The organism is Methanocorpusculum petauri (assembly GCF_026891975.1).
GTDB classification, from domain to species: Archaea; Halobacteriota; Methanomicrobia; order Methanomicrobiales; family Methanocorpusculaceae; genus Methanocorpusculum; species Methanocorpusculum petauri.
In genome coordinates this window covers 102,078-123,952 of record NZ_JAPTGB010000003.1, presented here as the reverse complement: position 1 = coordinate 123,952, position 21,875 = coordinate 102,078, and the positions used below count along the sequence as shown (strand labels likewise).

The window sequence follows — 21,875 nt, the reverse complement described above, 5'->3', positions numbered from 1 at the left end:
GTTATCCAAGCAGCTCAACTTCCATTGCAAGCCGCCATATTTTCTTTTTTGATCGGCCTGACAGATCCGCAATTCGCATCATACGCTCCTCAATGGAAATTACCGTTGAACCCTTCACCAGATTATCCGCATGCGCCACAATCTTCTCCTCCAGTGTCTGCGGCACACAATCCATCGGAGAAAGTCCGAGAAGCGTACACTCATCCGCATCCAGACCCGCTCCCGTATGCCGGCGCACAATCTCCGTCAGAATCTCACGTTCGCCCCGCTCGCAGCATATCCGTGCCCCCTCCTGCGCATGGGAAATATCATGGGTCACTGACCGTCCGATATCATGCATCATCGATCCTGCCCGGACCAGTTCGGAATCCACCGAATCACCGGAAAACCGTGATGCAACTGATGCAACAACCTCACAATGCCGAACCACGCCGGAGTCGCAGCCCGCAGAAAAAAGAATCTGAGAATACGGATTCTCAGGCATCCGAAAGAGCCTCGCGCATCTTCTCAACGCGGCTCTTCAGTGCTGATACCAGCAGTTCATCATCGAAATGCACCAGCATCTCGCCGCACTGCTCGCAGGCGAAGTTTGTCGTACACGCATTATTAAACGTCGTCATCAAACCGCAGTTCTTGCACTGATAAAAGTCGTTCGCCTCATCATACTGCAGGCGCGCTGACAGCTTTCCCACCACCGTCTCCATCTCCGAGCGCAGAACCAGATTCAGATTATCCATCCGCATAATCCACAGATACGTCAGCCATCCCGTCTCATTATTTTTAATTCTGCGGTATTCCGCCAGCCGGTGCTCATAGAGATTATACAGCGTATGGCGCACGGAGTTTAAGTTGATCTCCGTCCTCGCCGCAATATCCTCATCGCTCAACTCCTCGTTCGGGCAGCGGCGGAGAAGTTCAATCCCCTCCTCACCCACGAGTTTCAGAAGATACTGGAATATTGCCGGATTTTGCAGCTGTTCCTCAGTGATCGCCATCATGTCTTTATATGTTGGACGGCGTCTGTAATATGTTTATCCAGAGACACAAACGCATCCTCCCGCGACTTTCCGCACCCGAGAACCGAAAACATCACTTCTCCCTCCTCAAACACCGTCCCCGGATGCGGAATGTCGGTGATCGTTCCTGCCAGCTCCCGCATGTCAGCACGCATCACCAGCGGCTCCGGAGCCGCAAGAATTTTCCGCACGCAGACCTGTCTGGGTTTTGGCACAGCATCAGGCAGTATCCCGCGGCATGCATCCGCATGCAGCCGGAACAAATTCACACCGGTCGCTGCTTCCACCGTCTCCACCGTTCCCTGAAACCGCGGGTTCACCTCAATTGCGTAGGCTTCCGTATCCGTCAGAACAAAATCCACCCCGACCGACCCCACGCATCCGCTTGCGGCAACAATCTCTTCAGCAACTGCCATCATCCGTTTGGTCATCGGGTGCGTACAGGGTGTAACTGATCCCGAAAACGCATAGGCACAGTTCTCCCCTCCGCGGAGAATCTGTTCATTTGCTGCAACTGCTTTTGCCGCATTTCCCGTGCCCACACAGGAAACACTTGCCGGAACACCCGTAATCACCTCCTGCATCATAAACGGTTCGTGCTCCGCAAACTCCTCCCAGTACGCGCGCTCCACGTCACTGTGAACTACCGCATTCCGCCATCCGCCGGCACCCGACAGCGTCTTCATCATCGCAGGATACTCGCCGTCAGAAAGCCTCCGGGGAACCGGAACATCGAGAGACTCAAAAAACTCCTGAGTCTTCCCCTTATCCATAAACCGTGCCGCAATCTCCGGAGCGGTGCCCAGCCGGTCCGGCACATCCAAAAGCTCCGCACCTGATGTCGTCACCACACAGTCGATATCATGTCGTGAGAGCATCTCCTCAATGGCAAACGGCAGTTCATCCAGCTCATCAAATGCCATCGCATCCTTTGTACACCAGAGCAGATCCTGATCACAGAAGTGATCCACCGCATACACGTCATACCCTGCACGCGCCGCAGACTTTGCCACGTGACGGGTTGTGTATCCGGCAACCAGTACCGACGGACTCACGCTTCGTCACCGTGGTGTTCATCGTGCTTGACGGTCGTTTTGCCAATTGCGGTCGGCAGCACCTCAAGTTCCGCATCCGGAAACGCCAGTTCCAGTTCCGCACCTTCATACAGATGATCCAGAAACAGCGCAAGAGCAGAAATCTCCGAGTGCGGCTGGTTGGCAACCGCCACATTGTAGTCAGCGAGTTCATACATATCTCCCGGCACCTTCTCGGCACCCACCACGACCAGAATTTTTTCCTCGGTACGGATTTCGGATATCACGTCCTGCAGCCGCAGACCGTACATGGTAAGGTGCACAACCTTCCCGCCGTTTCGTTTGAAATTATTGATACAGCTCTTCCACTTAACATTATTCTCGCAGAAGTAGGTACCGCCAAACCGGTGCGCAACGTCCGCAATGCTGTCGGCAACCTTCTGATCATCTGCGGCAAGATACATTCCGCTCGCCCCGAGCGCCCGGGAACTCAGTCCGACGTGTGTCGTGACCCGCTGGTCGCGTTCCGGCCGGTGGCCGATTCGTAGGATATAGGATTCTGGTTTCAGCATTGTTTCTTCGCCTTGATAACTCCGTTTTCAATATAGACCGGCATATCAGGAGCATGCATCATCTCATTCAGCATCAGCATGTCCGATAAACTCAGGAGACTGACCGACTCGCCCATAACTGCAATCAGGCAGTTGGCCTCCAGCCGGGACAGGGATTCCGCCACGACATCCCGGCTCCATCCTGATCGTTGCACCAGTTCTGTAATCATCACCGGCTTTTCATCGGTCAGCATGTGGTAGAGTGCCCAGTCAATGGCACTGTCGCTGCTGCAACCACTCCATTCCCCGGTATGGGTCGTCTCCTCCTTCATGAGGTAACAGTTTGAACGCAGAAGAGATTAAGGTTGCATGCTTGGCGTCCTGTACTTTGTCACAAACAGCCCTCTTATCACTGTCAAAGGTAACATTCATAGATATGGAACTCACCGTCGTTGTTGCATTCACCTCCCTTGTGGTCAGCATCATCTCCAGCATCTATGGATTTACCCAGAACAAAAAACTACAGGAGTTTGAACACCGGACACGTGAGGATACCAAAGAAGATCTGGTAAAGCTCGACACAGCCCTGAAATCCATTATCACCAAATCATCATACCGGAACGACATGAAAAATCTTGGATTCGATGCTGAAAAGAAAATCATCAGCGACTTCCTGTTAAGTCCCACCTGGCTTGCGATCGAATACCTGATTAACCAGAATGGTGACAAAACTGTACTGTACGTGGAGCTTCTGATTATTCTTAACCGGCAGGATGGTATCACCATTGGTTTTGCTGCTCACAATGCCGAAAAAGAACTCAGTAGAATCAGCAAACAATATCATGACGAACTGCTGAATCTGAAAAACAACATCTATGCACTTCTCCCTGAAATCTCCGGGGACAGTGTGGAAAGGCTTTCAAAGACAGCTGTTAATGCGGTGAAAGACCGGATAACCTACAGTGATGACTATGTCAAAGATGCATTCCGTTACCTCAAAGAGAAAAAAGGTGTAGAGGATCCCAATATAGACCTCTTCCTTGCGGTCCTGGACAACAACGAGGATCTCCTTAAACAGGCCATTGACTCAGGGGGAAACCTTTCCCAGGACGATAGAGACCTGATGCGGAAGTACGAAAAACTCCTGAAGGATTATAAATTTGTCCGAATGCAGAAACCATCGGCATAGATTATTCATCTGAGAACTACGAATACTACACAGCAAATGACTGTGATGACCGATGCAGAGCTGACGCTTCTTGCCGACTCCCTCTACGATGCCTGTGAAGACGATGATGCAGAACTTGCCCGGCTGATGCGCGAACTTGATCCGGACGTTGCGGTTCAGCTCTGTACCTCTGATCTGACGAATGCAGCGCAGACCTACATGTACGCCTTTGGCGAAGTCCCTGACATTGACGTGTACGATATCCTCCTGCTTGAACCGTCCTCACAGCTCCTGCACGGCATCAAAATACTGCCGGTTGAACTTGCGGAGCTGATTATGGGATTTGATCGATCCAAAAAACTGTTTTTCATCGGTGTCTGGGACGGGGAAAAAATCCTCGCAGCCTTCACCGGAGAGGGAGCATACGACCGTGCCGCAGACTTTGCCCGCGAGCACTGCTCGGCATAATCCTACTCCCCTTTCGTAATCATATCATAGCGGACGGCAGCAGGAACCATCTCCGGGACCTCTCCCCATGCCGCAGTCCATTCCCCGATAACCGCATACACCGCGTCAACTGCCGTTCCGTCCGGCAGTACAATCCCTTCGTTCGTTGGACGGAGGTCATTGCACAGCCCCGTTGCCCAGGCATCCGCTTTCGCCGGATCGCGGGAAAACACCGCCACCGCATCCGCAACCCCGAACGAAACCGACGGTCCGACCGTCGCAGACGAGGTGCACACCGCCCGGATACCGGGAGCCGGGGGCAGGACAAATGCATACTTTCCCGACACAGGGGCGGTCCCTGCATACAGACCCGCACGTACCGGCCGGTCGGCTGCGGTAAACACAATATCACCGCCATTGTCAATCAGACCAAACGCGGCACCCGCGGAAATCATACTCTCTACCCCGGCCCACGCAATCGCCGCTGCAACCGCCGCCATCGGCCCGACATCCGCCTCGGCTGCCGCTGCCGCCATCCGCCGCACAATCAGCGGCGCATCAGACTCCGCCGGCACCGGCGAGTAGGAAGTTCCAAAAAAAGGATCGGCACGGATATAGGACTCAAGGTCCGCCCGGCCTGCAATCATTCCCGCCTTCGCCGCCACAATATGGGTGGGATCCTCGGCGAGGATCGTCGTAATCGTCTGGTGAAACTCGAAATGCTCGCGAATCATTTCTGCAGACTTAACGCACGCTGCGGACAGTACATTGCACACCGCCCGCACAGAACACAGCGTTCCGAGTTGACCTGCAGCTGCCAGGAATCATCAAAGGAAAACACCTTTTTCTGGCAGATGCTGATGCACAGACCGCAGTCAACGCACTCCGTCAGATTGTGCGAAACTGCATCCCGCTGAATCTTCACGGTAACGCCGGGATGCTTTAGTGCCTCGATGAACTTCTCCGCATCTGCATCTTTCACATCCAGCAGTGTCCAGCCGTCATCGCCATCGATCTGCGCCCGTTCCACATTCACCGGAACGCCGGAAGCAAGAATTGCATTCGCAATGTTCGCCTCCTGCACCCCGTCGCTGTCAAAGGTTACCATCAGTTTCATTTGTGCCACCTCTCTCCCACCAGATCACCGAGATCATAGGAGTTCAGCATGCCGAGCACCTTCTTTGCCGTATCAATAACCACCAGTGCACCGATGTTGTTCAGTTGCAGCCTGCGTGCGGCAAGATCCACCGGTTCGTCCGGCAGCGCCGTAATCACGCTGCGGGTCATAATCTCCGACACTTTCTGATCCTCCTCGTCGCGGGCGAACGCTTTGGAGATATCAAACGTCGTCACAATCCCGATCAGCCGGTTTTCTGAGTCGATCACCGGCAGATGGTTCGTGTTTCCTTTCAGCAGACGGTTTGCCGCCTCCTTGACACTTTCCTCGCCGGTGATGGTCACAAACGTGCCCACCATCATCTCACTCACGCGGCGGACAACCCCATGCTCGGCCATCGGCTTGTTCCTCTTCGTTGCATTGATCGGACGGGTTGCAAGCGCCATCGTAAACGTTCCCGCTTCAATTCTTCCCTTCAGCTCGGCTGCAACTTCGCGTGCCTTTTTGTAGCTGGACAGAGGCGATGTTCTGATCTCCTCGCCGTTGATCTCAACCGCCCCGCTCTTCAGCTCCGCATACGTCACCTCGCGCACCACCGGCCGGTCACGGACCGGTGTGCCGTAGTCCACAATGCTGGTTGTAAGATCCTCGTCCCGCACTGCCGTGTGCTTCACGATCTCCTCGTTTAACAGCGGGATCGGGACACCCACACCCACATACATCGTCACCCCATAACCGGTCATCGTTGCGGCACGGATATAGTCGGTTGACATCTCCTTCATGTCGCCGGTCGTCATCAGCGTACCGAATCCTGCGCCCGGCGAGTGCTGGGTTCCTTCACCGACGACCGTTCCGTTTGCACCGCCAAGGAAGATCGGGGTCCCAGAACCTATCACTGAGAATGTCGGATCGTTTGTCAGGGGCGAAAGAGCTCCTGCTCCTGAGTAGGTGATATTGCGATGACCGGGCAGGAGATACCCCATATAAGTTTTGACCGCATGGTCACCCATATTCGTTGCCGCGTTGTAACACTGATAGGAGTTCCGCGGGTTGACCATGATCGCCTGATTGAGATCGGATAAGGTGAACTCGTTGGTAAGGGACTGGCGGGGGTAGCAGTCCGTGCCTTTGGCACGGGCGTGCAGTTCAACCGACCGGCCTGCAATCAGGTCTTCGATCACATGGGCACCTCCGTAATCGTCTCCGCGGGTTATTGACTCCTGTGTTGCCCCGAGATAGCAGTCAACCGCTGCAACACCCGCATATGCCTCAACATTGTTGAGCCACATTTTCTCCATACGGATGGGGATCTCCGGGTGTCCGAAGTTGAGGAACGCCCCTGACGAGCACATCGCGCCGAAGGTGCCGGTTGTGACAACATCCACTTCCCGGAGTGCTCCTGACACGCCGAGTTCGTCGACGATGTCCGGCATCTCTTCGGCTGTTACAACCCGCACACTTCCATCGCGGATATGTTCGTTAATATCGTCGATGGATTTGTACATATAGTCTAATATCTCCCTGCTCCATGTATATAAAGTGACTTATTAATCCCGCAGAACCAATATCTATCTAATGTACATCGGTGAGTTCATCCAAAAACTTGAGACCATCGCTCCGCCTGCTCTTGCGGAGGAGTTTGATGAGGGCCGTATCGGTCTGATTCTGGAAGGTACGGCAAGCATTGAGACAGTTGCCTGCGCTCTGGATGCAACGCCCCATGTTGCGGAGATGGCAGCCGAACTCGGGGTTGATGCGCTGGTGGTGCACCATCCGGCGTTCTGGGCACCGATGCACGGAATCTGCGGCAGGAACGCAGATATCGCCCGGCCGCTTCTTGCAAATAATATCAATCTGTATGCAATGCACACGAACTTCGACCATGCGGACGGCGGCATCAATGATGCACTTGCGGATCTGCTCGGTCTGACCGACCGCGTGAAGGGATCGCTTGAGATCGTCGGCACGATGACGAAACCATTTGCCGAGATTGCAGAGATTCTCGGATGCGGCCTTCGTGTCTGGGGTGAGGTGAGCGAGGTGACCCGGCTTGCGGTTGCGGGAGGGTCGGCCTTTGACTGGGAGCTGATCGAGGAAGCAGCCGAACTCGGAGCTGAGGCATATCTTGCCTCCGAACTGAAGTACAACATCGCCCGCGAGTCGCCGATTCCCTGTATCGAGGCGACACATTACGCATTGGAAGCACCCGGTATGCGTGCGCTGGCACAGCGGGAAGGCTGGATATTTATCGAGGATATTCCTGAGACATCCCTTATTCCATGATTCATCCCTGGCAGGTTCTGAAAACGGAACGGTCTCTGAATGAGACGGTGCGGCAGGCATTTGTACATGCCTACGGGAAACGCGGCAGCGATGCGGTTGATGCGGTCCGTGACCGCCGCGTGAAAAAATACCGGGATTATTTTGTGGTGGTCGGCAACTCAGGGGAGTATTATGTGGAGGGGGATTTCTGCAGCTGTGAGGCGCGGCTGTACGGGAAATCATGCTGGCACACACTTGCGGTGCGGATTGCGCAGGAGCTTGGAGAGTATGAGACATACGATCTCTGGTACTATAAGGACGGGGTGGATGAGGAGGAACCGGAGTACGAGGGAGGACAGCCCTGAAGGTGCAGGAATATTAAACCTGTTTATCTCAGCTGATACCCAATGCTGAACTTTAAAGCCTGACGGACGATACATATTACGAAGAAATGGCATCGATACTTATCACCTGCTACAGCCGCACGGGCAAAACAAAACTGCTTGCCGAGGCCATCGGCCGCGGCGCTGCAGAGATTCCCGGAATAAAGGTTGACGTGCTTGCATTCAACCGCGTGACGGCAAGCGATTTTGTCCGGTATGATGGTATTATTCTTGGATCTCCGGTGTATTTCGGCGGAGTTGCTTCCGAGTTCAAGGAACTGATCGATGATACGACCTTTGTCCGCGGGCGGCTCTGCGGAAAGGTCGGTGCAGCCTTCACCACGGCAGGCGATCGTACCGGCGGCAAAGAAACGGCAATCCTCTCCATCGTTCAGGCCATGCTTATTCACGGCATGATTGTGGTTGGCGATCCTATCGCAAACTCGGAAGGAAATGAAGAACACTCCGGTGGTCACTATGGGCTTGCAGCGGACGGCCAGTTACGTGAGACAGACATTGAACACGGTGTCAACTTCGGCAGATATGTGGCAACGGTTGTCGCACGTATGACCGATACTGCCGCTGAATAATCATCCGGAATTATAAAAATCTCCTGTATCGGGCAGGAGGGCGTGCCTGCCTGCCCGGGACGGACTACTTGTCATCAACCGGTCCGAACCAAAAAAACGGTTTTTCAGCCGGAATTTTCATATTTTGTCTATCCCCTGTATCTGCCGCAGACAGAAACCGGAGACTCTGCATTAGAAAAAAGGAAATCGCAGGCGGAAAAGGCTATCCCTCATCGCCTCAGATATGTAAGATCACCCATGGGACTTTTTGACCGGATCAAAAAAACCGGTACGAACGAAGATGCAGGAGCAGCAGCAGCCCGAAAATACAGCGAGGCACTTTCCTACCTGCAGTACAACCGGTACAGTGATGCACTCTGGTGCCTTGATGAGGCACTTGCTGCCGACCCGTCCAACGCACCCGCGTGGAACGACAAGGGACGCATTCTTTCAATGCAGGGAAAACGAACCGAGGCAATAACCTGCTATGACAAAGCGATCGAACTCCGACCAAAAACCGCCGTCTATTATCACAACAAAGGCGATGCTCTTGCAACTTTCGGCGATATTGAGGCAGCTGACCTGTGTTTTATCGAAGCACTCCGGTATGAACCGGATAATGTTGTATATCTGACCAGCCGCGCGCGAATGCTCGCTGAAAAAGGGAACTACAAAGAAGCAGATAACATCATGACCCGGGTCTGCAACGCAGAACCCCGGGCACCGGAACACTGGTTCAACCGGGCAACCATGCTCTACGACGCAGGTAAACTCGAAGACGCCATTGCATGTTATTCGGCCGTCATCGAAATTGCACCGGGGCACGCGGTAAGTTACTTTAACTGTGGAAATGCATTCCGTGATCTTGGAAAGTACGAAGAGGCCATCGCCAGATACGACCGTGCGCTCAAATATGATCGTACCATGACCGGTGCCATGAACAATAAGGGACTGGCACTCAGCTGTCTGGGAAAACATCTCGAAGCTCATGATTGCTTCCGCCGCGTCCTGATTGCGCTCCCAAAAGCCCCTGACATCTGGTACAACAAAGGCTATGAACTCCTGCAGCTCGGCGAAACCGATGATGCCATCGCCGCATTCGACACCGCCCTCTCCTACTGCGGTGACGAAGATGCGGAGCTGAATAACCGGATCACCAAGAAAAAAAAGCAAGCCCTGATGCAAAAAATGTGAAAAAGAATTTTCAAAAAAATATTTTTTAGAATTCAGCTGATATTATCGATACTATATCCGCGTGTGGTCAGCAGTTCCTTCACTCTGTCGCGGTGATTACCCTGAAGCTCAATGGAATTTTCCTTCACCGTGCCGCCGCAGGCAAGACGTCCTTTTAAGAACTTGGAGAGATCTTCCAGATCGATCTCATACGGATCCAGACCATCCACAACGGTCACCTCTTTTCCGTACCGTCTCTTGCTTACTTTCACGCTGATTCTTTGCTGTTCCTTTGCGACTTCTTCACAAATACAGAGTTCTTTTGGTAAACCACATTTCGGGCAGATGCCACTGTTCATTGCATTACTAAATGGTGCCCGTGAGTTAAAATAGATATTGGCCTGACACACATGATATGAAAGGCGGCAGACCGGGTCGTATCATCGTATCTTCGGGAAAGTATTCGTTGGATATTTGGTGAAAAAAGAAGCGGATGAGTTGTTGCGGTGTTTCTCCGTCATGCAAGATCACAGCCTCCGTTCATCCGCCAGCATTTCTCAGAAAAAACTCCTGCGGCCTCTCACCGCTTCGCAGTTCACCCGTGATAATTGTAGAAGTAGCTCTCCAGTTTCTCGCCGCGTTCCACAAACTCACGCTGTTCGCGGCTGAGCACAAGATCCCGCTCACGACTCTGCACTGCCGGGCAGAACCGGCAAAGTGCCTCGTCAATTCCTCCCTGAACTGCACGGACCGGGCAATAATATACTCCTTCATGCAGTTCAACGGTATAACCTCCCGGAAATGGTGTTCCCACCGGATGGGCAGGCTCGTCTGCAATGTACATGGCATATGCAGCGATCAGATACTTGAGTTCTGCAAGCCGTTTTCCGCGAGTCTGAACAGCTGCGGATCGCACAAACTCCTTCCATGATCCCGGCAGACGGATATCCGCGTGAACAGCCGCAAGTTCTGCGGTCATCATGCGGTGATATCCGTCCACAATTTGTATACGGGCCGAAACAAGAAGAGTTGCCGCATACTCTTTTCTGACATGTGTGAGTTTTTTCCCGTACCGGACAAGCATCTCCTCAAGATCCTCGGGAGTAAACATCGTTCCGCAGGATCGCAAACCTGCAAGAAGCTCACCTTTGCGCGAAAGATTTCCGAGGGCTGACCAGTCAATACCACAGACAGCATTCCGCTCCGCCCCAAGCCGGTTCCAGAACCCCATCTACACCGCTCGTTTCATACTCAGACTGATACGGTTGCGGGCAGTATCTATTGCCAGCACCAGTACTCTCGTCTGTTTCCCAACCGTTACAACCTCGGACGGATGCGCGACAAACCGGTCGGCAAGTTCGCTGATGTGCACAAGGCCGTCCTGATGCACACCCACATCCACGAATGCCCCGAACGCAGTAACGTTCGTGACAATGCCCGGAAGTATCATTCCTTCCGTAAGATCGGTGATCTCATGTATGGTTGAATCAAAGGAGAACTCCTCTTCGTCCGTGACGCGGATGTCGCGACCCGGACTTGACAGTTCTTCAATGATGTCGGTGATGGTCACAAGACCACAGTTCGGACTCACATACTTTTCCGGCTCGATCCGTTTCAGAAGCTCGGCACCGCCGGCAAGTCGTCCTGCTGAAACACCAAGATCAGCTGCCATCCGTTCCACAAGAGAATACCGCTCGGGATGTACGCCGGTCATATCAAGCGGATTGTCGCCTCCGATGATGCGAAGAAATCCTGCGGCCTGCTCAAAGGTTTTCGGTCCGACACCCGGAACGTTCAGCAGTTCTCTGCGGTTCCTGAACGGTCCGTGTTCGGTACGGTATGCAACAATTTTTTCGGCAAGGGCTGGTCCGATACCCGAGACATAGGCGAGCAGTGCCGGGCTTGCGGTGTTGAGGTTGACGCCCACGGCGTTAACCGTCTGCTCGACAACATCGACAAGTTTTGCGGCGAGCCGGTTCTGATCCACATCGTGCTGGTACTGGCCGACACCGAGCGACTTTGGATCGATCTTGACAAGCTCGGCCAGCGGGTCCTGCACGCGGCGTCCGATGGACACCGCTCCGCGAAGTGTGATGTCAAGGTCAGGGAACTCGCGTCGGGCCTCCGCCGACGCCGAGTACACCGATGCCCCGCACTCGCTTGTCAGCAAAACCGGCAGCGGTCTGCCGAAGGTGATGCTTTTTACAAACTTTTCCGTCTCACGGCCTGCTGTTCCGTTCCCGATCGCGATGATGTCGATTGCGTGCGTCTTACAGAGTCGGATCAATGTTTCGCGGGCCTGTGTACGCTTTGTCTCCGGATAGATAACTCCGGTCTCCGCAACACCGCCGGTCGCATCAAGGCAGACAAACTTGCAGCCGGTGCGGTACCCCGGATCAATTGCAAGTACCCGCTTTTCCCCGGCCGGGGCTGCGAGCAGGAGGTGGCGGAGGTTCTCGGCAAACACCGAGATAGCCTCGGTGTCGGCACGCTCCTTGATGGTATTGAAGAACTCTCGTTCAAGCGACGGAGCGATCAGGCGGCGGTAGGCATCGGTTGCTGCCGCCGCAACCTCGGACGATGCTGCACTGCTGCCGGTTACCACACGCGGAATCAGTTCCTTCAGGACAACATCCTCGGGTGGTGCGAGATGCAGACGGAGTACACCTTCACGCTCTCCCCGCATCACCGCAAGCACGCGATGGGATGCCGCCCGGGTGATGAGCTCATCCCACTCGAAGTATCCGGCATATACCGAAGAGTCCTCACCCTTTCCTTTCACCACTCCGGAAGAGAGATGTGCGGAGCGGGCATAGATACCGCGAATCATCCCGCGAAGGTCTGCGTCCTCGGAGATCTCCTCGGCAATAATGTCCCGTGCACCGGCAAGCGCGTCCGCCGCAGTCGGGACCTCCGGAGTGATGAAGGTCACGGCAGCCGTCTCCGGCGACAGCCGCACATCCTGTATGCGCAGAACCGCGGCAAGCGGTGCAAGACCACGGTCACGGGCAACACTTGCACGGGTCTGGCGTTTTGGCCGGTAGGGCAGATAGATGTCCTCAATCTCTGCAACCGTATCCGCTGAGAGAAGCTTGTTCTGCAGATCAATGGTGAGAATCTTTCGTTCCCGGAGGGTTGTAAGAATGCTTTCCCTGCGTTCGTCAACCTGTTTGATGCGGATAAGTGCGTCACGCACCGACGCGATTGCAACTTCATCAAGAGAACCGGTGGCTTCTTTGCGGTACCGGGCGATGAAAGGAACGGTTGCCCCGCTGCCGAACAGCGATGCAACCGCAGTGACCGATTCCTCGGGCAAAGCGAGGAAATCGGCAACTTTGCGATAGAGACGGGTGGAACCGGGACCTGTGGAGAGGATCATATGTTGTGTAGTACTTGCATGAGGGGCGGGATAAAGCTTAGCAGGAAAATGGCTTTCTCTAAATGTCTGAGACGTCCCTTACCGCAGAGCAAGACGTTACGGTATAAAAATCCGGCTTCCGGTGGATTTTTTCCAATCATTCATGATCTTTTCCATACCCCTTCGATCCTCTTTCTCAAACGGATCAAAGACACAGAGGGAATCAGCAGAAACCGAAATTTTTCGCGGAAGACAACGGAAATCCCCGTGCCAGACTTCAAGCCTCGCATGACTGCCGGAAGCGGAAGCCACTTCCACCGGACAGCGGCGGATTTTTTTAGCGGAAAATTCTGCCGGATCTATCTGCCAGGAAAAATCATCAAGGTCCAGCGGACGGCAATTAACCGAGATGTTCACTGCACACCAGAATGCTGCCGCATACCACCGGTCATTGAGAATGACATGCGGCATTCCTGCAAGACTTGCGGCTATGCCGAGTGTTCCCACACCCGAACACCCGTCGATGACCGTTACCGGATGAGCACGTTCAATCATGCGGGATACTGAGAGAAGTTTTGGGTTGAACACCCGCGGCATCTCCACATGCATGGTGGAACTTCTCTGATACACCACAATATTTCCGGCGGGCGAGGGAAATACTGCGGCATGGAGATCGCATCCGGCAACAAGTTCATGCGTATGAAAAACCGGTGAATCAATCCCGCAGGATAATCCCGGCACCACATGCCGGTCACGGACAACACCCCGGAGCTCGGGGACCTCTGCCATCAGCCGCTCGGCAACATGTTTGTCAATGGCGTGTGTCAAAAGAATCAGGGAGCGCGGCGGGAGATGCGGCGGAGTACTGAGTACCATAAAAGGATGCAGATGAGGAATGCCTGCACTGCCCAGAGGAGATGCGGGGGAAATTATTTTCTCCTCTGCCAGTATCAGCCAGATATGGGAAAAAACATCATCAATATAGCGTTTGCCGCAGACAGGGCAGGGCGGCGGCGGAGAGTCAAGAACCGGAGGTAGGCGCTTGTCTCTTCGCAAACCCTGACAGGACGGGCACGCATCAAACCGGTGAGCAGAAGATTTTACCAGATCATCAGAAGACTGAATGCAATCCTGTCCGCAGACAGGGCAGTTCATATGGGATAAATGATGGGGAAGGTGATAACAGTTTCCCTCAAATGAGGGTCAGAAAAAGATCAAAAACCGAAAAAAGTCAGTCACTTTTTTCGGCGGAACCACATGTCTCACATCCGGCGCAGGAACCCTCGGCAGAGGTATTTTTCCTGACCGGCATCGGCTTTGCGTACTTCTTCCAGACCTGCTCGCGGTACACCGGACCGCTGTTGTAGGTGCAGAACGGAATCAGGCGGCCGTCCGGCGTTGTGTAGTGGATGCAGCACCGTTCGACGCGGTCGGTATCGTAATTGAAGCAGTCCATGAAGTGCATCGTCCCGATGAACAGCGCATTCTTATGGAACTGGCCGATACTATTGTAGTCGTGCTTGATCAGGGCATCGTAGATCATCTTGTTCATGTCGATCTTAATACCTTCAACCTCGCCCTTCTCCACAATCTTTCGCATGTTGTTGAGGCCGGTAACCATTGCAAGGTATCTGCCGGTTTTTCCTGCACTCCGGAATTTTTCGGCCATCTTTGCGACTTCGGTCAGGAATCTGTCCACATCAATGAACCGGTTGACCGGTACAAGATCGCCTTTCTCATTGACAAATCCGTAGGTTGCAGCACCGCAGTGCGGGTGGGCGCAGAACATAATCTGCGCTTCACCGGTGTAGGACTCAATCAGGTCGCAGACGGACATCATTGACGGTACCGGATAGAAATCGGACTGTTTTAATGCGCCTCCGGTCTGTTCTTCCATGCGTTTGACAAGATCCGGAACGGTGACGCGTTCCCTTTCCACATCATCATTCTTGGCAGCACCGGTAAAGGCTACTGGCTGGAAGTTGATGCCGCGAATCACATCAATGTTCTTTGCAGCGAACCTGATGATATCGCCCACCTGATGATCGTTTTTGCCGTTGATGACAGTCGGCACGAGAACAATACCGAGGCCTGCTTTCCGGCAGTTTTCAATCGCCGGAAGACTGGTCTTTTCCAGAAGCGGATTGGTGTCTTTTGTGGTACCGTCAAAGTGCAGATACACGGTTGACAGACCGGCGGCCCGCCATTCTCTGGCAAGTTCGGGATTGCGTGCAAGTTTAATACCGTTTGATGCCATCTGTACCTGCGAGAATCCGAGTTCCTTGGCCTTCTTGATGATATCTGTCAGATCATCGCGCATCGTCGGCTCGCCGCCGGCAAACTGCACAGCCGGGCAGGGAACCGGTTCCTCATTTCTGAGGAGCTCAAGCATTGAGACAATCTCGTCGAACGTCGGCTCATATATATATCCACATGCACGGGCGTTGGCGAAACAGAAGTCACAGTTCAGATTGCAGCGGTTCGTGAGATCGATGTTTGCGAGAAGGGTACCGGATTTGTGGTGGGCACACAGTCCGCAGCGCTGGGTACACTCGCCGGGAGTATTGGTGTTCGGGTTATAGACGCCGCGGCCTTCGCGGTCATACTCTTCGAACCGGTGATACATCTCTGCATCCGACCAGTAGAGAGATCGTAGTTCTCCGTGTTCAGGGCAGGTTCTGCGAATCCAGACAGCTCCATCCTCTTCAGTAACTGTTGCGGGGAGCAGCCTGCCGCAGACCGGACACATGCTTTTTGTTTCTTTGATGATTTTCATGGACCTGGCCAATCTCCTTGGGTATCGGCGGATCATGCCGCCAAAATGTAAGTTATTATATCTTTCTGCTTTCCATTAAATAAACTATGGATCGTGTGATCAGATGATTGTGGAGACAATTCTTGCGGTTTTGATGACGTTCGTTGCAGCATTCTGGATTATGGTACCTGCATATGTTGCAAATGCAGGCGCGGTTCCGTTTGGCGGAGGCACCCCGGTTGACTTTGGGAAATGCGCAAAAGACGGGCGCAGATATCTGGGAGACGGAAAAACATGGCGCGGCCTTATTGGGGGGATTGTTGTCGGAGTTCTGTTCGGACTCCTGCAGATGTTCCTCGCAGAAACGTTTCACTGGGACTGGCTGCCGCAGCACACTATCGTTACGATAACGGTTCTTGCCGCCGGTGCGCTTCTTGGTGACATGGTAAAGAGTTTTTTTAAACGCCGCGCAGGAAAAGACCGCGGAGAGAAGTGGCCGATCGCAGATATGTACGATCTGGTAGCAGGGTCTCTTGTGCTTCTGGCAGTCTTTGCCTGGCCGTGGGTGATGGCGTATGTCACCATCTGGATCTTTCTTGCAATCCTCATCTGGACACCGCTTCTCCATCGCGGTGCCAACATCATCGGTTACCTGATCGGCATCAAACAGGTGCCCTGGTAAATCGGGTTGTTACTTTTATCCGGAGTTCACCCCCGCCTGCGATGGAGAGGGTGAACTCCGTGGATACTGTGATTTTTCCAAGCGCAACCAGACTGATATTCTGGGAATACTTAATGTTCTTTCACCTCATATAATACACAATATTTCATCAGGAGTTTTACGGAGAACATGGTAAATCCGGTATTAGATCTGTTAATCCAATATAAGGCCGTGGAGTTCGGGGATTTTACCCTTGCTTCCGGTGCAAAAAGCAAATACTACATTGATGTGAAGACGGCGATCATGCAGCCCTCACTGCTCGGCGAGATTGCAAAGGAGGTCGCCGAACGCTACACTTTTGACGTAATTGCAGGTGTTGCCGTGGGCGGCGTGCCGCTCGCGGTTGCCGTATCGCTTGCAAGCGGTAAACCCTGTGCTGTCATTCGTGCAGCAGCAAAGGATCATGGAAAAAGCCAGATGGTTATCGGCGATGTTGCCGGAAAGAACGTTCTCTTAATTGAGGATGTAACAACATCGGGTGGTTCCTCAAAGTACGGCATTGACGAGCTGCGCAAGGCGGGCGCCGTTGTTGACTCAGTTGTTGTCGTAGTTGATCGGGACAGCGGCGCAGAAGCATTGCTTGCAGCAGACGGAGTAACCCTGCATCCGCTGGTCAGAGCAAGTGAATTGTTAAACCGCTGAGTTTTTTGCCGGACAGGAGATAGATATGAACATGAGAATACTCGTTGTGGGTGGCGGTGGACGGGAACACGCAATCACACTCGCACTGTCGAAGAATACTAAAACAGATCTGTACTGTGTAATGGGAAAGAAAAACCCCGGAATCGCAAAGCTGTGCCGTGAGGTGCTGATTCATCCGGAGACGGATGCAGGTGCAGTCCTCGCATTTGCAAAACAGCACAATATTGAATATGCGGTTGTGGGTCCCGAGGCTCCGCTTGCGGCAGGTGTCTCCGACGCGCTGGTTTCAGCAGGTATCGGATGTGTCGGTCCGTCAAAGGCTGCCGCACGCATTGAGACGGATAAGGGATTTTGCAGAAGACTGATGCAAAAACACGGAATTAACGGCTGCCCTGCCTACAAACTGTGTGAGAATCCAATAGAGGCTGCCGAGTACATCAGATCCTATCCGGGCGATCTTGCGGTAAAGCCGACCGGTCTTACCGGCGGCAAAGGTGTAAAGGTAATGGGTGAGCAGGTTGACCGCGAAGGAGCGGTCGCCTATGCGATGACGCTTGAGAATCAGACGATCATCCTTGAAGAACGCCTGCTTGGCGAGGAGTTCACGCTGATGGCGTTTGTGGATGGAAAGACACTTGTTCCGATGCCGCTTGTGCAGGATCACAAGCGTGCGTTTGAGGGGGATATCGGCCCGAACACCGGCGGCATGGGTTCTTACACGCTTGCTGATCATACCTTCCCGTTTGTAACTGATGCGGATTATGCAGCGGCATTTTCCATAATGCAGGAAACGGTTGCGGCGCTTGCAAAGGAAGGCTGTCCTTACAAAGGAGTGCTGTACGGTCAGTTCATGAACACAGGCGACGGGCCGAAGGTCATTGAGTTCAATGCCCGGTTCGGTGATCCGGAGGCGATGAACGTTTTAACTCTTCTCGACTCGGACTTTGTGACGATTGCAGAGCATATCATTTCAGGAACACTCACACCTGCGGATGTTTCCTTCAAAAAACAGGCAACGGTCTGCAAGTACATCGTGCCGAAGGACTATCCCGAACATCCGCACGCAGGTGATCCGATCACCCTCGGACCGCATGAGAATACTATTCTCTACTACGCAAACGTGATTGAAGAAAACGGGGTGCTTCAGACGCAGACTTCCCGGACGATGGCATTCGTCGGTGTCGGTGCAGACCTCACCGAGGCGGAAGAAGCGGCGGAGACTGCGTGCCGCAATGTCTCCGGCAATGTCCGCCACCGGACCGACATCGGAACAGAGGCTCTGTTTGCGAAGAGAATTGCCCACATGAAGGAGCTGCGGGGATGAAAAAGGACTTTATTTCGATTACAGATTTATCGTGCGAGGAGTACGATGATATTCTGACGCTCGCTGCACGACTGAAGCGCCAGCGGTATGCAGGTGTTCCCCACCCGCTGCTTGCCGGAAAGACGCTTGCGATGATCTTTGAGAAGGCATCGACGCGGACCCGGATCTCCTTTGATGTGGGCATGTATGATCTCGGCGGATATGCCCTGTATCTGAACTCACGGGACACGCAGCTCGGACGCGGCGAGACGATCGCCGATACCGCACGGGTCATGTCGCGGTATGTCCACGGTGTAATTATGCGGACCTATAAGCATGAGACGATCACGGAGTTTGCAAAGTATGCATCCATTCCGGTGATCAACGCGCTGTCCGACAAGGAACACCCCTGTCAGATCATGGCGGACTCTCTCACGCTCAAAGAGAAGTTCGGGGATCTGAACGGTCTGCGGGTCGCCTGGATCGGTGACGGCAATAATGTCTGCAATTCGCTGATCATGGCTTCGGTGCAGACCGGGATGGAGATCGCGGTTGCAACACCGAAAGGCTACGAGCCGGACCCGGCTGCTATCCGGTTTGCGCGGGAAAATGGTGGAAAGGTTGTGGAGTACGATGATCCGAAGAAGGCGGTGGCCGATGCTCACGCTATCTATACGGACACCTGGATTTCCATGGGTGAAGAGGAGATCAAGGACATGAAGTTAAAGGATTTCGATGGTTTCTGTCTTGACATGCCGCTCCTCAAACGTGCCGCGCCGGATGCAATCGTTCTGCACTGCCTGCCGGCCCACCGCGGCGAGGAGATCACGGATGAGGTGATCGACTCCATGCAGAGTGGTGTGTGGGATCAGGCGGAGAACCGTTTGCACGCACAAAAGGCTGTTCTCGTCCGGCTGATGGGACAAAACCTCTGAGTGAGTCTGTCTGTTTTTTTGGTGTCTGCCCTTCCGCCCACTGCGGAAGAGGCAAACCCTACATTAGAAATAGCAATTCCGGGAAATATAATCCCATATATGACAGACCAGGAAATATTTTCCGATCTCTCCCGCATCGGAAAACGACTCTTTACGGAACATCTTGTCGGCGGAAACTTTGGAAATATGAGCGCACGCTATGCCGACGGCTACTTTATCACCCGCACCGGTTCTTATCTTGACGCAGATCCGGCACAGGCGGTGCTCATGCCTTTGAACGGCAGAGTCACGCCGGGAGCATCCAGTGAGTGGCAGGTGCACACCGCAGTCTACAATGAAGCAGAGCAGCACTCAGCGATTGTTCACGCTCATCCGGCCCATGCCGTCGCACTCTCTCTTCTGGTAGAGGATGAAATACTCACCATCGACAGTGAAGGAAAAATGCTTGCACCTTTCATTGCCGTGGTGGACGGAGCGCCCGGAACACAGGAACTGGCTGATTCAGTTGCAAAAGGGCTGCGCAGCGCCAATGTTGTCATTGCGAGAGGACATGGAACGTTTGCCGCGGGAAAAGATCTGGATCAGGCATACCTGTTTACGTCCCTCGCCGAGCACTGCTGCAAAATTTTGCACTACACAAAGCTCTACCGACAGTAAAGTACAAAACAGATCCGGCCGGGGCAAAAAAATATTTTTTTTAAAGAAGCGGATCGATGTATTCGCTGATCCGCGGAACAGACACCGCACCAACCGGAACACATGTTCCGTTGATCAAAATGATCGGCAACGGGGGATGTTCGGCGCGAACAATTTCTTTGATGCGGTCGGGAATTTCTTTGTCAAGCGGGACCAGTTCGACGGAAACCTTGTCGCCGTATTTTTCCCCGAGTGCATCGCGCAGTGCCGGGAATGCAAAGGACAGCTTCTCTTTCTGGTAGCATTCTTCGAGGCCGCAGGAACGGTCGGCATCACAGGGGAACGGGCCGCAGGGACGATAGGTATAACCGACAACCTCAACGGTGATCTGAGTCATATTATCCTATTGGCTGTCTGTTCAAAAGGGCTTTGTGAAAGTGAGCCGCGAAGCGGCGAAGAAACATGCTGAAGGCATGCGACCGCGACTCATGAAGTGAGGGATAAAGCACGACGAACCGGCGTGCGCCTCACCTAAAATACTATTAAGAGAATTAAGAGATTAGTAGAGGGGGATCAACAGCGCTTCAAGGCGGGCTGCATCCGTCACACCCTCAAGACGGTGGACAACTTTCCCCTCTTTTTCGATGATGAGGGTAGGAACCACGCTGATCTGGTATTTGTTCGCAAGGTCGGGGAACTGGTCCACATCCACCTTCTTTACGTCAACCTTGTCACCGATCTTTTCTGCGAGCGAGTCAATAATCGGACTCTGGATTTTGCAGGGACCACACCAGGTCGCAAAGAAATCATATAACATGGGTTTTGTCATAATTACTCGTATGACAGGCAGATTAATATAACTTCTCTTTGAGGAACGCGGGGAAAATAGAGAGAATATTTTGAGGGGAAATAATGTTATTCTGCTTCGTATAATGCCGTAATCACATCGCGATCGAATAGCATACCGGACAGCCGCTGATCATTGTCGATGATCGGCATCTGATCCACACGGCCGCGCTTCATCTTTAAGGCACAGTCACTGATTTCGGCATTGTTCGGGACAGAAATGACCTTTTTTACCATGACGTCCTTCACCGGACGGTTCGGAAGTTCCACTTTGGAGATGCCGTAGGAGATGGTGTGGTTGTCGCGGATGCTCTCCCATGTCCATTCATCGTCGTCTGTTCCGGTAGAGAAGTCACTCGTCTGGACATCATCCTCAATGCGGGAACAGCGGATTAAGTCGCGTTCGGAAATAATGCCGGTCAGTTTGTTCTCTGAGTTTAAGATCGGCATTGCATCCACTTCTGCAAGTTCCATGATTCTGCCGACAACGGGAAGCGGGGTTTCTTCCCAGATGGCAAAGGTCTGTTTATTCACAAACCGGTCGTGAATCTCGCGCTTGTCATTGATCTTGGCAACGGCACTGACCAGATCGGAGACACTCAGAAGACCGACCAGTTTGTTGCCTTCAACGACCGGAAGACGGCGGACATTGCATTTGGTCATAACTTCCGCAGCCTCGGCAAGCGTTGCATCCGGACGGATGGTCAGCGGTTCGACACTCATCAGAAGCGCGATCTGGTTCTCCTCTGCATTGTGCAGAATGTCTTTTCTGGTGACTATGCCGATCAGCTGATCGCCTTTTACCACCGGTACACCGGAGATACCGGTACGCTTCAGAATCCGGAGAACATCGTCGCGGCTGGAGGGTATCTCTACAGACACAACATCCTTTGTCATATAGTCTTTTGCAAGCATTTCTTCAGTTGTCATGGAACACCTCCGTATATTGTACGAATTTT

The 21,875-nt window shown here is 53.3% G+C and carries 27 protein-coding genes; 11 read left to right on the top strand and 16 right to left on the bottom strand.

Annotation, left to right across the window (positions count from 1 at the left end; translation table 11 throughout):
* Window position 1 precedes the first annotated feature (1 nt).
* From O0S10_RS02190 to O0S10_RS02170, 5 genes are read right to left on the bottom strand one after another with little or no spacing between them, the layout of a single operon-like run.
* Window positions 2-484, bottom strand: coding sequence for an HDIG domain-containing metalloprotein (locus tag O0S10_RS02190; protein ID WP_268924260.1), 483 nt, complete (start codon window positions 482-484; stop codon window positions 2-4).
* Window positions 477-995: a transcription factor gene (locus O0S10_RS02185; protein ID WP_425438302.1), complete on the bottom strand. Its 519-nt coding sequence runs from the start codon at window positions 993-995 to the stop codon at window positions 477-479. The genes O0S10_RS02190 and O0S10_RS02185 overlap by 8 nt, the downstream gene beginning before the upstream one ends.
* Complete coding sequence (locus O0S10_RS02180; protein ID WP_268924258.1) at window positions 995-2,071, bottom strand: ATP-grasp domain-containing protein; 1,077 nt, start codon at window positions 2,069-2,071, stop codon at window positions 995-997. Before O0S10_RS02180 ends, O0S10_RS02185 begins: the two co-directional genes overlap by 1 nt.
* A complete protein-coding gene (locus O0S10_RS02175; protein ID WP_268924257.1) occupies window positions 2,068-2,622 on the bottom strand; it encodes a tRNA (cytidine(56)-2'-O)-methyltransferase in 555 nt (184 codons plus the stop codon). The genes O0S10_RS02180 and O0S10_RS02175 overlap by 4 nt, the downstream gene beginning before the upstream one ends.
* The gene (locus O0S10_RS02170; protein ID WP_268924256.1) at window positions 2,616-2,933 is read right to left on the bottom strand and encodes a hypothetical protein; all 318 of its coding nucleotides are present in this window, start codon (window positions 2,931-2,933) and stop codon (window positions 2,616-2,618) included. Before O0S10_RS02170 ends, O0S10_RS02175 begins: the two co-directional genes overlap by 7 nt.
* Window positions 2,934-3,037: 104 nt before the next feature.
* Between O0S10_RS02170 and O0S10_RS02165 the strand changes: the two genes are divergently transcribed.
* Window positions 3,038-3,790, top strand: coding sequence for a GCIP family protein (locus tag O0S10_RS02165; RefSeq protein ID WP_268924255.1), 753 nt, complete (start codon window positions 3,038-3,040; stop codon window positions 3,788-3,790).
* Between the two features lie 36 nt (window positions 3,791-3,826).
* A complete protein-coding gene (locus O0S10_RS02160; protein WP_268924254.1) occupies window positions 3,827-4,237 on the top strand; it encodes a hypothetical protein in 411 nt (136 codons plus the stop codon).
* A 2-nt stretch (window positions 4,238-4,239) separates the two neighbouring features.
* Here the strand turns inward: O0S10_RS02160 and O0S10_RS02155 are convergent, their stop codons facing one another.
* From O0S10_RS02155 to O0S10_RS02145, 3 genes are read right to left on the bottom strand one after another with little or no spacing between them, the layout of a single operon-like run.
* Window positions 4,240-4,950 (bottom strand): UPF0280 family protein, encoded by a 711-nt coding sequence (locus O0S10_RS02155; RefSeq protein WP_268924253.1) that lies wholly within the window; start codon window positions 4,948-4,950, stop codon window positions 4,240-4,242.
* Entirely contained in the window at window positions 4,947-5,333 is a 387-nt protein-coding gene (locus O0S10_RS02150) for a 4Fe-4S binding protein (RefSeq protein WP_268924252.1), read from the bottom strand. Before O0S10_RS02150 ends, O0S10_RS02155 begins: the two co-directional genes overlap by 4 nt.
* On the bottom strand, window positions 5,330-6,838 hold the full coding sequence (locus tag O0S10_RS02145) for a homocysteine biosynthesis protein (RefSeq protein ID WP_268924251.1): 1,509 nt from the start codon (window positions 6,836-6,838) through the stop codon (window positions 5,330-5,332). Before O0S10_RS02145 ends, O0S10_RS02150 begins: the two co-directional genes overlap by 4 nt.
* Window positions 6,839-6,908: 70 nt before the next feature.
* Between O0S10_RS02145 and O0S10_RS02140 the strand changes: the two genes are divergently transcribed.
* The 4 genes from O0S10_RS02140 (at window position 6,909) to O0S10_RS02125 (ending at window position 9,741) form a co-directional block, all read left to right on the top strand.
* Window positions 6,909-7,616, top strand: coding sequence for a Nif3-like dinuclear metal center hexameric protein (locus O0S10_RS02140; protein ID WP_268924250.1), 708 nt, complete (start codon window positions 6,909-6,911; stop codon window positions 7,614-7,616).
* Complete coding sequence (locus tag O0S10_RS02135) at window positions 7,613-7,960, top strand: hypothetical protein (protein WP_268924249.1); 348 nt, start codon at window positions 7,613-7,615, stop codon at window positions 7,958-7,960. Before O0S10_RS02140 ends, O0S10_RS02135 begins: the two co-directional genes overlap by 4 nt.
* A gap of 86 nt (window positions 7,961-8,046) precedes the next feature.
* Window positions 8,047-8,568, top strand: coding sequence for a flavodoxin family protein (locus O0S10_RS02130; RefSeq protein WP_268924248.1), 522 nt, complete (start codon window positions 8,047-8,049; stop codon window positions 8,566-8,568).
* A gap of 237 nt (window positions 8,569-8,805) precedes the next feature.
* Window positions 8,806-9,741, top strand: coding sequence for a tetratricopeptide repeat protein (locus tag O0S10_RS02125; protein WP_268924247.1), 936 nt, complete (start codon window positions 8,806-8,808; stop codon window positions 9,739-9,741).
* 32 nt (window positions 9,742-9,773) lie between these two features.
* On the opposite strand, the gene yciH is transcribed toward O0S10_RS02125, so the two are convergent.
* The 5 genes from yciH to tes form a co-directional block, all read right to left on the bottom strand.
* Entirely contained in the window at window positions 9,774-10,079 is a 306-nt protein-coding gene (gene yciH, locus O0S10_RS02120) for a stress response translation initiation inhibitor YciH (RefSeq protein WP_268922911.1), read from the bottom strand.
* Window positions 10,080-10,315: 236 nt separating this feature from the next.
* A complete protein-coding gene (locus tag O0S10_RS02115) occupies window positions 10,316-10,951 on the bottom strand; it encodes a DUF2115 family protein (protein WP_268924246.1) in 636 nt (211 codons plus the stop codon).
* Window positions 10,952-13,099, bottom strand: coding sequence for a Tex family protein (locus O0S10_RS02110; RefSeq protein ID WP_268924245.1), 2,148 nt, complete (start codon window positions 13,097-13,099; stop codon window positions 10,952-10,954).
* Window positions 13,100-13,195: 96 nt separating this feature from the next.
* Window positions 13,196-14,233 (bottom strand): hypothetical protein, encoded by a 1,038-nt coding sequence (locus O0S10_RS02105; protein WP_268924244.1) that lies wholly within the window; start codon window positions 14,231-14,233, stop codon window positions 13,196-13,198.
* Between the two features lie 76 nt (window positions 14,234-14,309).
* Window positions 14,310-15,854 carry a tetraether lipid synthase Tes gene (gene tes / locus O0S10_RS02100; protein WP_268924243.1) on the bottom strand — a complete coding sequence of 515 codons (1,545 nt, stop codon included), beginning with the start codon at window positions 15,852-15,854 and terminating at the stop codon, window positions 14,310-14,312.
* Between the two features lie 103 nt (window positions 15,855-15,957).
* On the opposite strand from tes, the gene O0S10_RS02095 reads away from it, so the two are divergent.
* The 5 genes from O0S10_RS02095 (at window position 15,958) to O0S10_RS02075 (ending at window position 20,091) form a co-directional block, all read left to right on the top strand.
* On the top strand, window positions 15,958-16,515 hold the full coding sequence (locus O0S10_RS02095) for a CDP-2,3-bis-(O-geranylgeranyl)-sn-glycerol synthase (RefSeq protein ID WP_268924242.1): 558 nt from the start codon (window positions 15,958-15,960) through the stop codon (window positions 16,513-16,515).
* 168 nt (window positions 16,516-16,683) lie between these two features.
* Window positions 16,684-17,196 carry an orotate phosphoribosyltransferase gene (pyrE, locus tag O0S10_RS02090; protein WP_268924241.1) on the top strand — a complete coding sequence of 171 codons (513 nt, stop codon included), beginning with the start codon at window positions 16,684-16,686 and terminating at the stop codon, window positions 17,194-17,196.
* Between the two features lie 25 nt (window positions 17,197-17,221).
* Window positions 17,222-18,520 carry a phosphoribosylamine--glycine ligase gene (purD, locus tag O0S10_RS02085; RefSeq protein WP_268924240.1) on the top strand — a complete coding sequence of 433 codons (1,299 nt, stop codon included), beginning with the start codon at window positions 17,222-17,224 and terminating at the stop codon, window positions 18,518-18,520.
* Window positions 18,517-19,434, top strand: a complete 918-nt coding sequence (gene argF / locus O0S10_RS02080; protein WP_268924239.1) for an ornithine carbamoyltransferase — start codon at window positions 18,517-18,519, stop codon at window positions 19,432-19,434. Before purD ends, argF begins: the two co-directional genes overlap by 4 nt.
* A gap of 99 nt (window positions 19,435-19,533) precedes the next feature.
* A complete protein-coding gene (locus tag O0S10_RS02075; RefSeq protein ID WP_268924238.1) occupies window positions 19,534-20,091 on the top strand; it encodes an aldolase in 558 nt (185 codons plus the stop codon).
* A 40-nt stretch (window positions 20,092-20,131) separates the two neighbouring features.
* Here O0S10_RS02075 and O0S10_RS02070 read toward each other — a convergent pair whose 3' ends face one another.
* The 3 genes from O0S10_RS02070 to O0S10_RS02060 form a co-directional block, all read right to left on the bottom strand.
* Entirely contained in the window at window positions 20,132-20,467 is a 336-nt protein-coding gene (locus O0S10_RS02070) for a hypothetical protein (protein ID WP_268924237.1), read from the bottom strand.
* A gap of 162 nt (window positions 20,468-20,629) precedes the next feature.
* Complete coding sequence (locus O0S10_RS02065) at window positions 20,630-20,899, bottom strand: thioredoxin domain-containing protein (protein WP_268924236.1); 270 nt, start codon at window positions 20,897-20,899, stop codon at window positions 20,630-20,632.
* 86 nt (window positions 20,900-20,985) lie between these two features.
* Window positions 20,986-21,831 (bottom strand): CBS domain-containing protein, encoded by an 846-nt coding sequence (locus O0S10_RS02060; protein ID WP_268924275.1) that lies wholly within the window; start codon window positions 21,829-21,831, stop codon window positions 20,986-20,988.
* Between the last annotated feature and the right edge of the window lie 44 nt (window positions 21,832-21,875).

What these genes read in the sequence shown, in the direction of transcription:
- O0S10_RS02190 (WP_268924260.1), bottom strand. Translation starts at nt 484, where the DNA reads ATGCCTGAGAATCCGTATTCTCAGATTCTTTTTTCTGCGGGCTGCGAC.
- O0S10_RS02185 (WP_425438302.1), bottom strand. Translation starts at nt 995, where the DNA reads ATGGCGATCACTGAGGAACAGCTGCAAAATCCGGCAATATTCCAGTAT.
- O0S10_RS02175 (WP_268924257.1), bottom strand. Translation starts at nt 2,622, where the DNA reads ATGCTGAAACCAGAATCCTATATCCTACGAATCGGCCACCGGCCGGAA.
- O0S10_RS02170 (WP_268924256.1), bottom strand. Translation starts at nt 2,933, where the DNA reads ATGAAGGAGGAGACGACCCATACCGGGGAATGGAGTGGTTGCAGCAGC.
- O0S10_RS02165 (WP_268924255.1), top strand. Translation starts at nt 3,038, where the DNA reads ATGGAACTCACCGTCGTTGTTGCATTCACCTCCCTTGTGGTCAGCATC.
- O0S10_RS02160 (WP_268924254.1), top strand. Translation starts at nt 3,827, where the DNA reads ATGACTGTGATGACCGATGCAGAGCTGACGCTTCTTGCCGACTCCCTC.
- O0S10_RS02155 (WP_268924253.1), bottom strand. Translation starts at nt 4,950, where the DNA reads ATGATTCGCGAGCATTTCGAGTTTCACCAGACGATTACGACGATCCTC.
- O0S10_RS02150 (WP_268924252.1), bottom strand. Translation starts at nt 5,333, where the DNA reads ATGAAACTGATGGTAACCTTTGACAGCGACGGGGTGCAGGAGGCGAAC.
- O0S10_RS02145 (WP_268924251.1), bottom strand. Translation starts at nt 6,838, where the DNA reads ATGTACAAATCCATCGACGATATTAACGAACATATCCGCGATGGAAGT.
- O0S10_RS02140 (WP_268924250.1), top strand. Translation starts at nt 6,909, where the DNA reads ATGTACATCGGTGAGTTCATCCAAAAACTTGAGACCATCGCTCCGCCT.
- O0S10_RS02135 (WP_268924249.1), top strand. Translation starts at nt 7,613, where the DNA reads ATGATTCATCCCTGGCAGGTTCTGAAAACGGAACGGTCTCTGAATGAG.
- O0S10_RS02130 (WP_268924248.1), top strand. Translation starts at nt 8,047, where the DNA reads ATGGCATCGATACTTATCACCTGCTACAGCCGCACGGGCAAAACAAAA.
- O0S10_RS02125 (WP_268924247.1), top strand. Translation starts at nt 8,806, where the DNA reads ATGGGACTTTTTGACCGGATCAAAAAAACCGGTACGAACGAAGATGCA.
- yciH (WP_268922911.1), bottom strand. Translation starts at nt 10,079, where the DNA reads ATGAACAGTGGCATCTGCCCGAAATGTGGTTTACCAAAAGAACTCTGT.
- O0S10_RS02115 (WP_268924246.1), bottom strand. Translation starts at nt 10,951, where the DNA reads ATGGGGTTCTGGAACCGGCTTGGGGCGGAGCGGAATGCTGTCTGTGGT.
- O0S10_RS02110 (WP_268924245.1), bottom strand. Translation starts at nt 13,099, where the DNA reads ATGATCCTCTCCACAGGTCCCGGTTCCACCCGTCTCTATCGCAAAGTT.
- O0S10_RS02105 (WP_268924244.1), bottom strand. Translation starts at nt 14,233, where the DNA reads ATGAACTGCCCTGTCTGCGGACAGGATTGCATTCAGTCTTCTGATGAT.
- tes (WP_268924243.1), bottom strand. Translation starts at nt 15,854, where the DNA reads ATGAAAATCATCAAAGAAACAAAAAGCATGTGTCCGGTCTGCGGCAGG.
- O0S10_RS02095 (WP_268924242.1), top strand. Translation starts at nt 15,958, where the DNA reads ATGATTGTGGAGACAATTCTTGCGGTTTTGATGACGTTCGTTGCAGCA.
- pyrE (WP_268924241.1), top strand. Translation starts at nt 16,684, where the DNA reads ATGGTAAATCCGGTATTAGATCTGTTAATCCAATATAAGGCCGTGGAG.
- purD (WP_268924240.1), top strand. Translation starts at nt 17,222, where the DNA reads ATGAACATGAGAATACTCGTTGTGGGTGGCGGTGGACGGGAACACGCA.
- argF (WP_268924239.1), top strand. Translation starts at nt 18,517, where the DNA reads ATGAAAAAGGACTTTATTTCGATTACAGATTTATCGTGCGAGGAGTAC.
- O0S10_RS02075 (WP_268924238.1), top strand. Translation starts at nt 19,534, where the DNA reads ATGACAGACCAGGAAATATTTTCCGATCTCTCCCGCATCGGAAAACGA.
- O0S10_RS02070 (WP_268924237.1), bottom strand. Translation starts at nt 20,467, where the DNA reads ATGACTCAGATCACCGTTGAGGTTGTCGGTTATACCTATCGTCCCTGC.
- O0S10_RS02065 (WP_268924236.1), bottom strand. Translation starts at nt 20,899, where the DNA reads ATGACAAAACCCATGTTATATGATTTCTTTGCGACCTGGTGTGGTCCC.
- O0S10_RS02060 (WP_268924275.1), bottom strand. Translation starts at nt 21,831, where the DNA reads ATGCTTGCAAAAGACTATATGACAAAGGATGTTGTGTCTGTAGAGATA.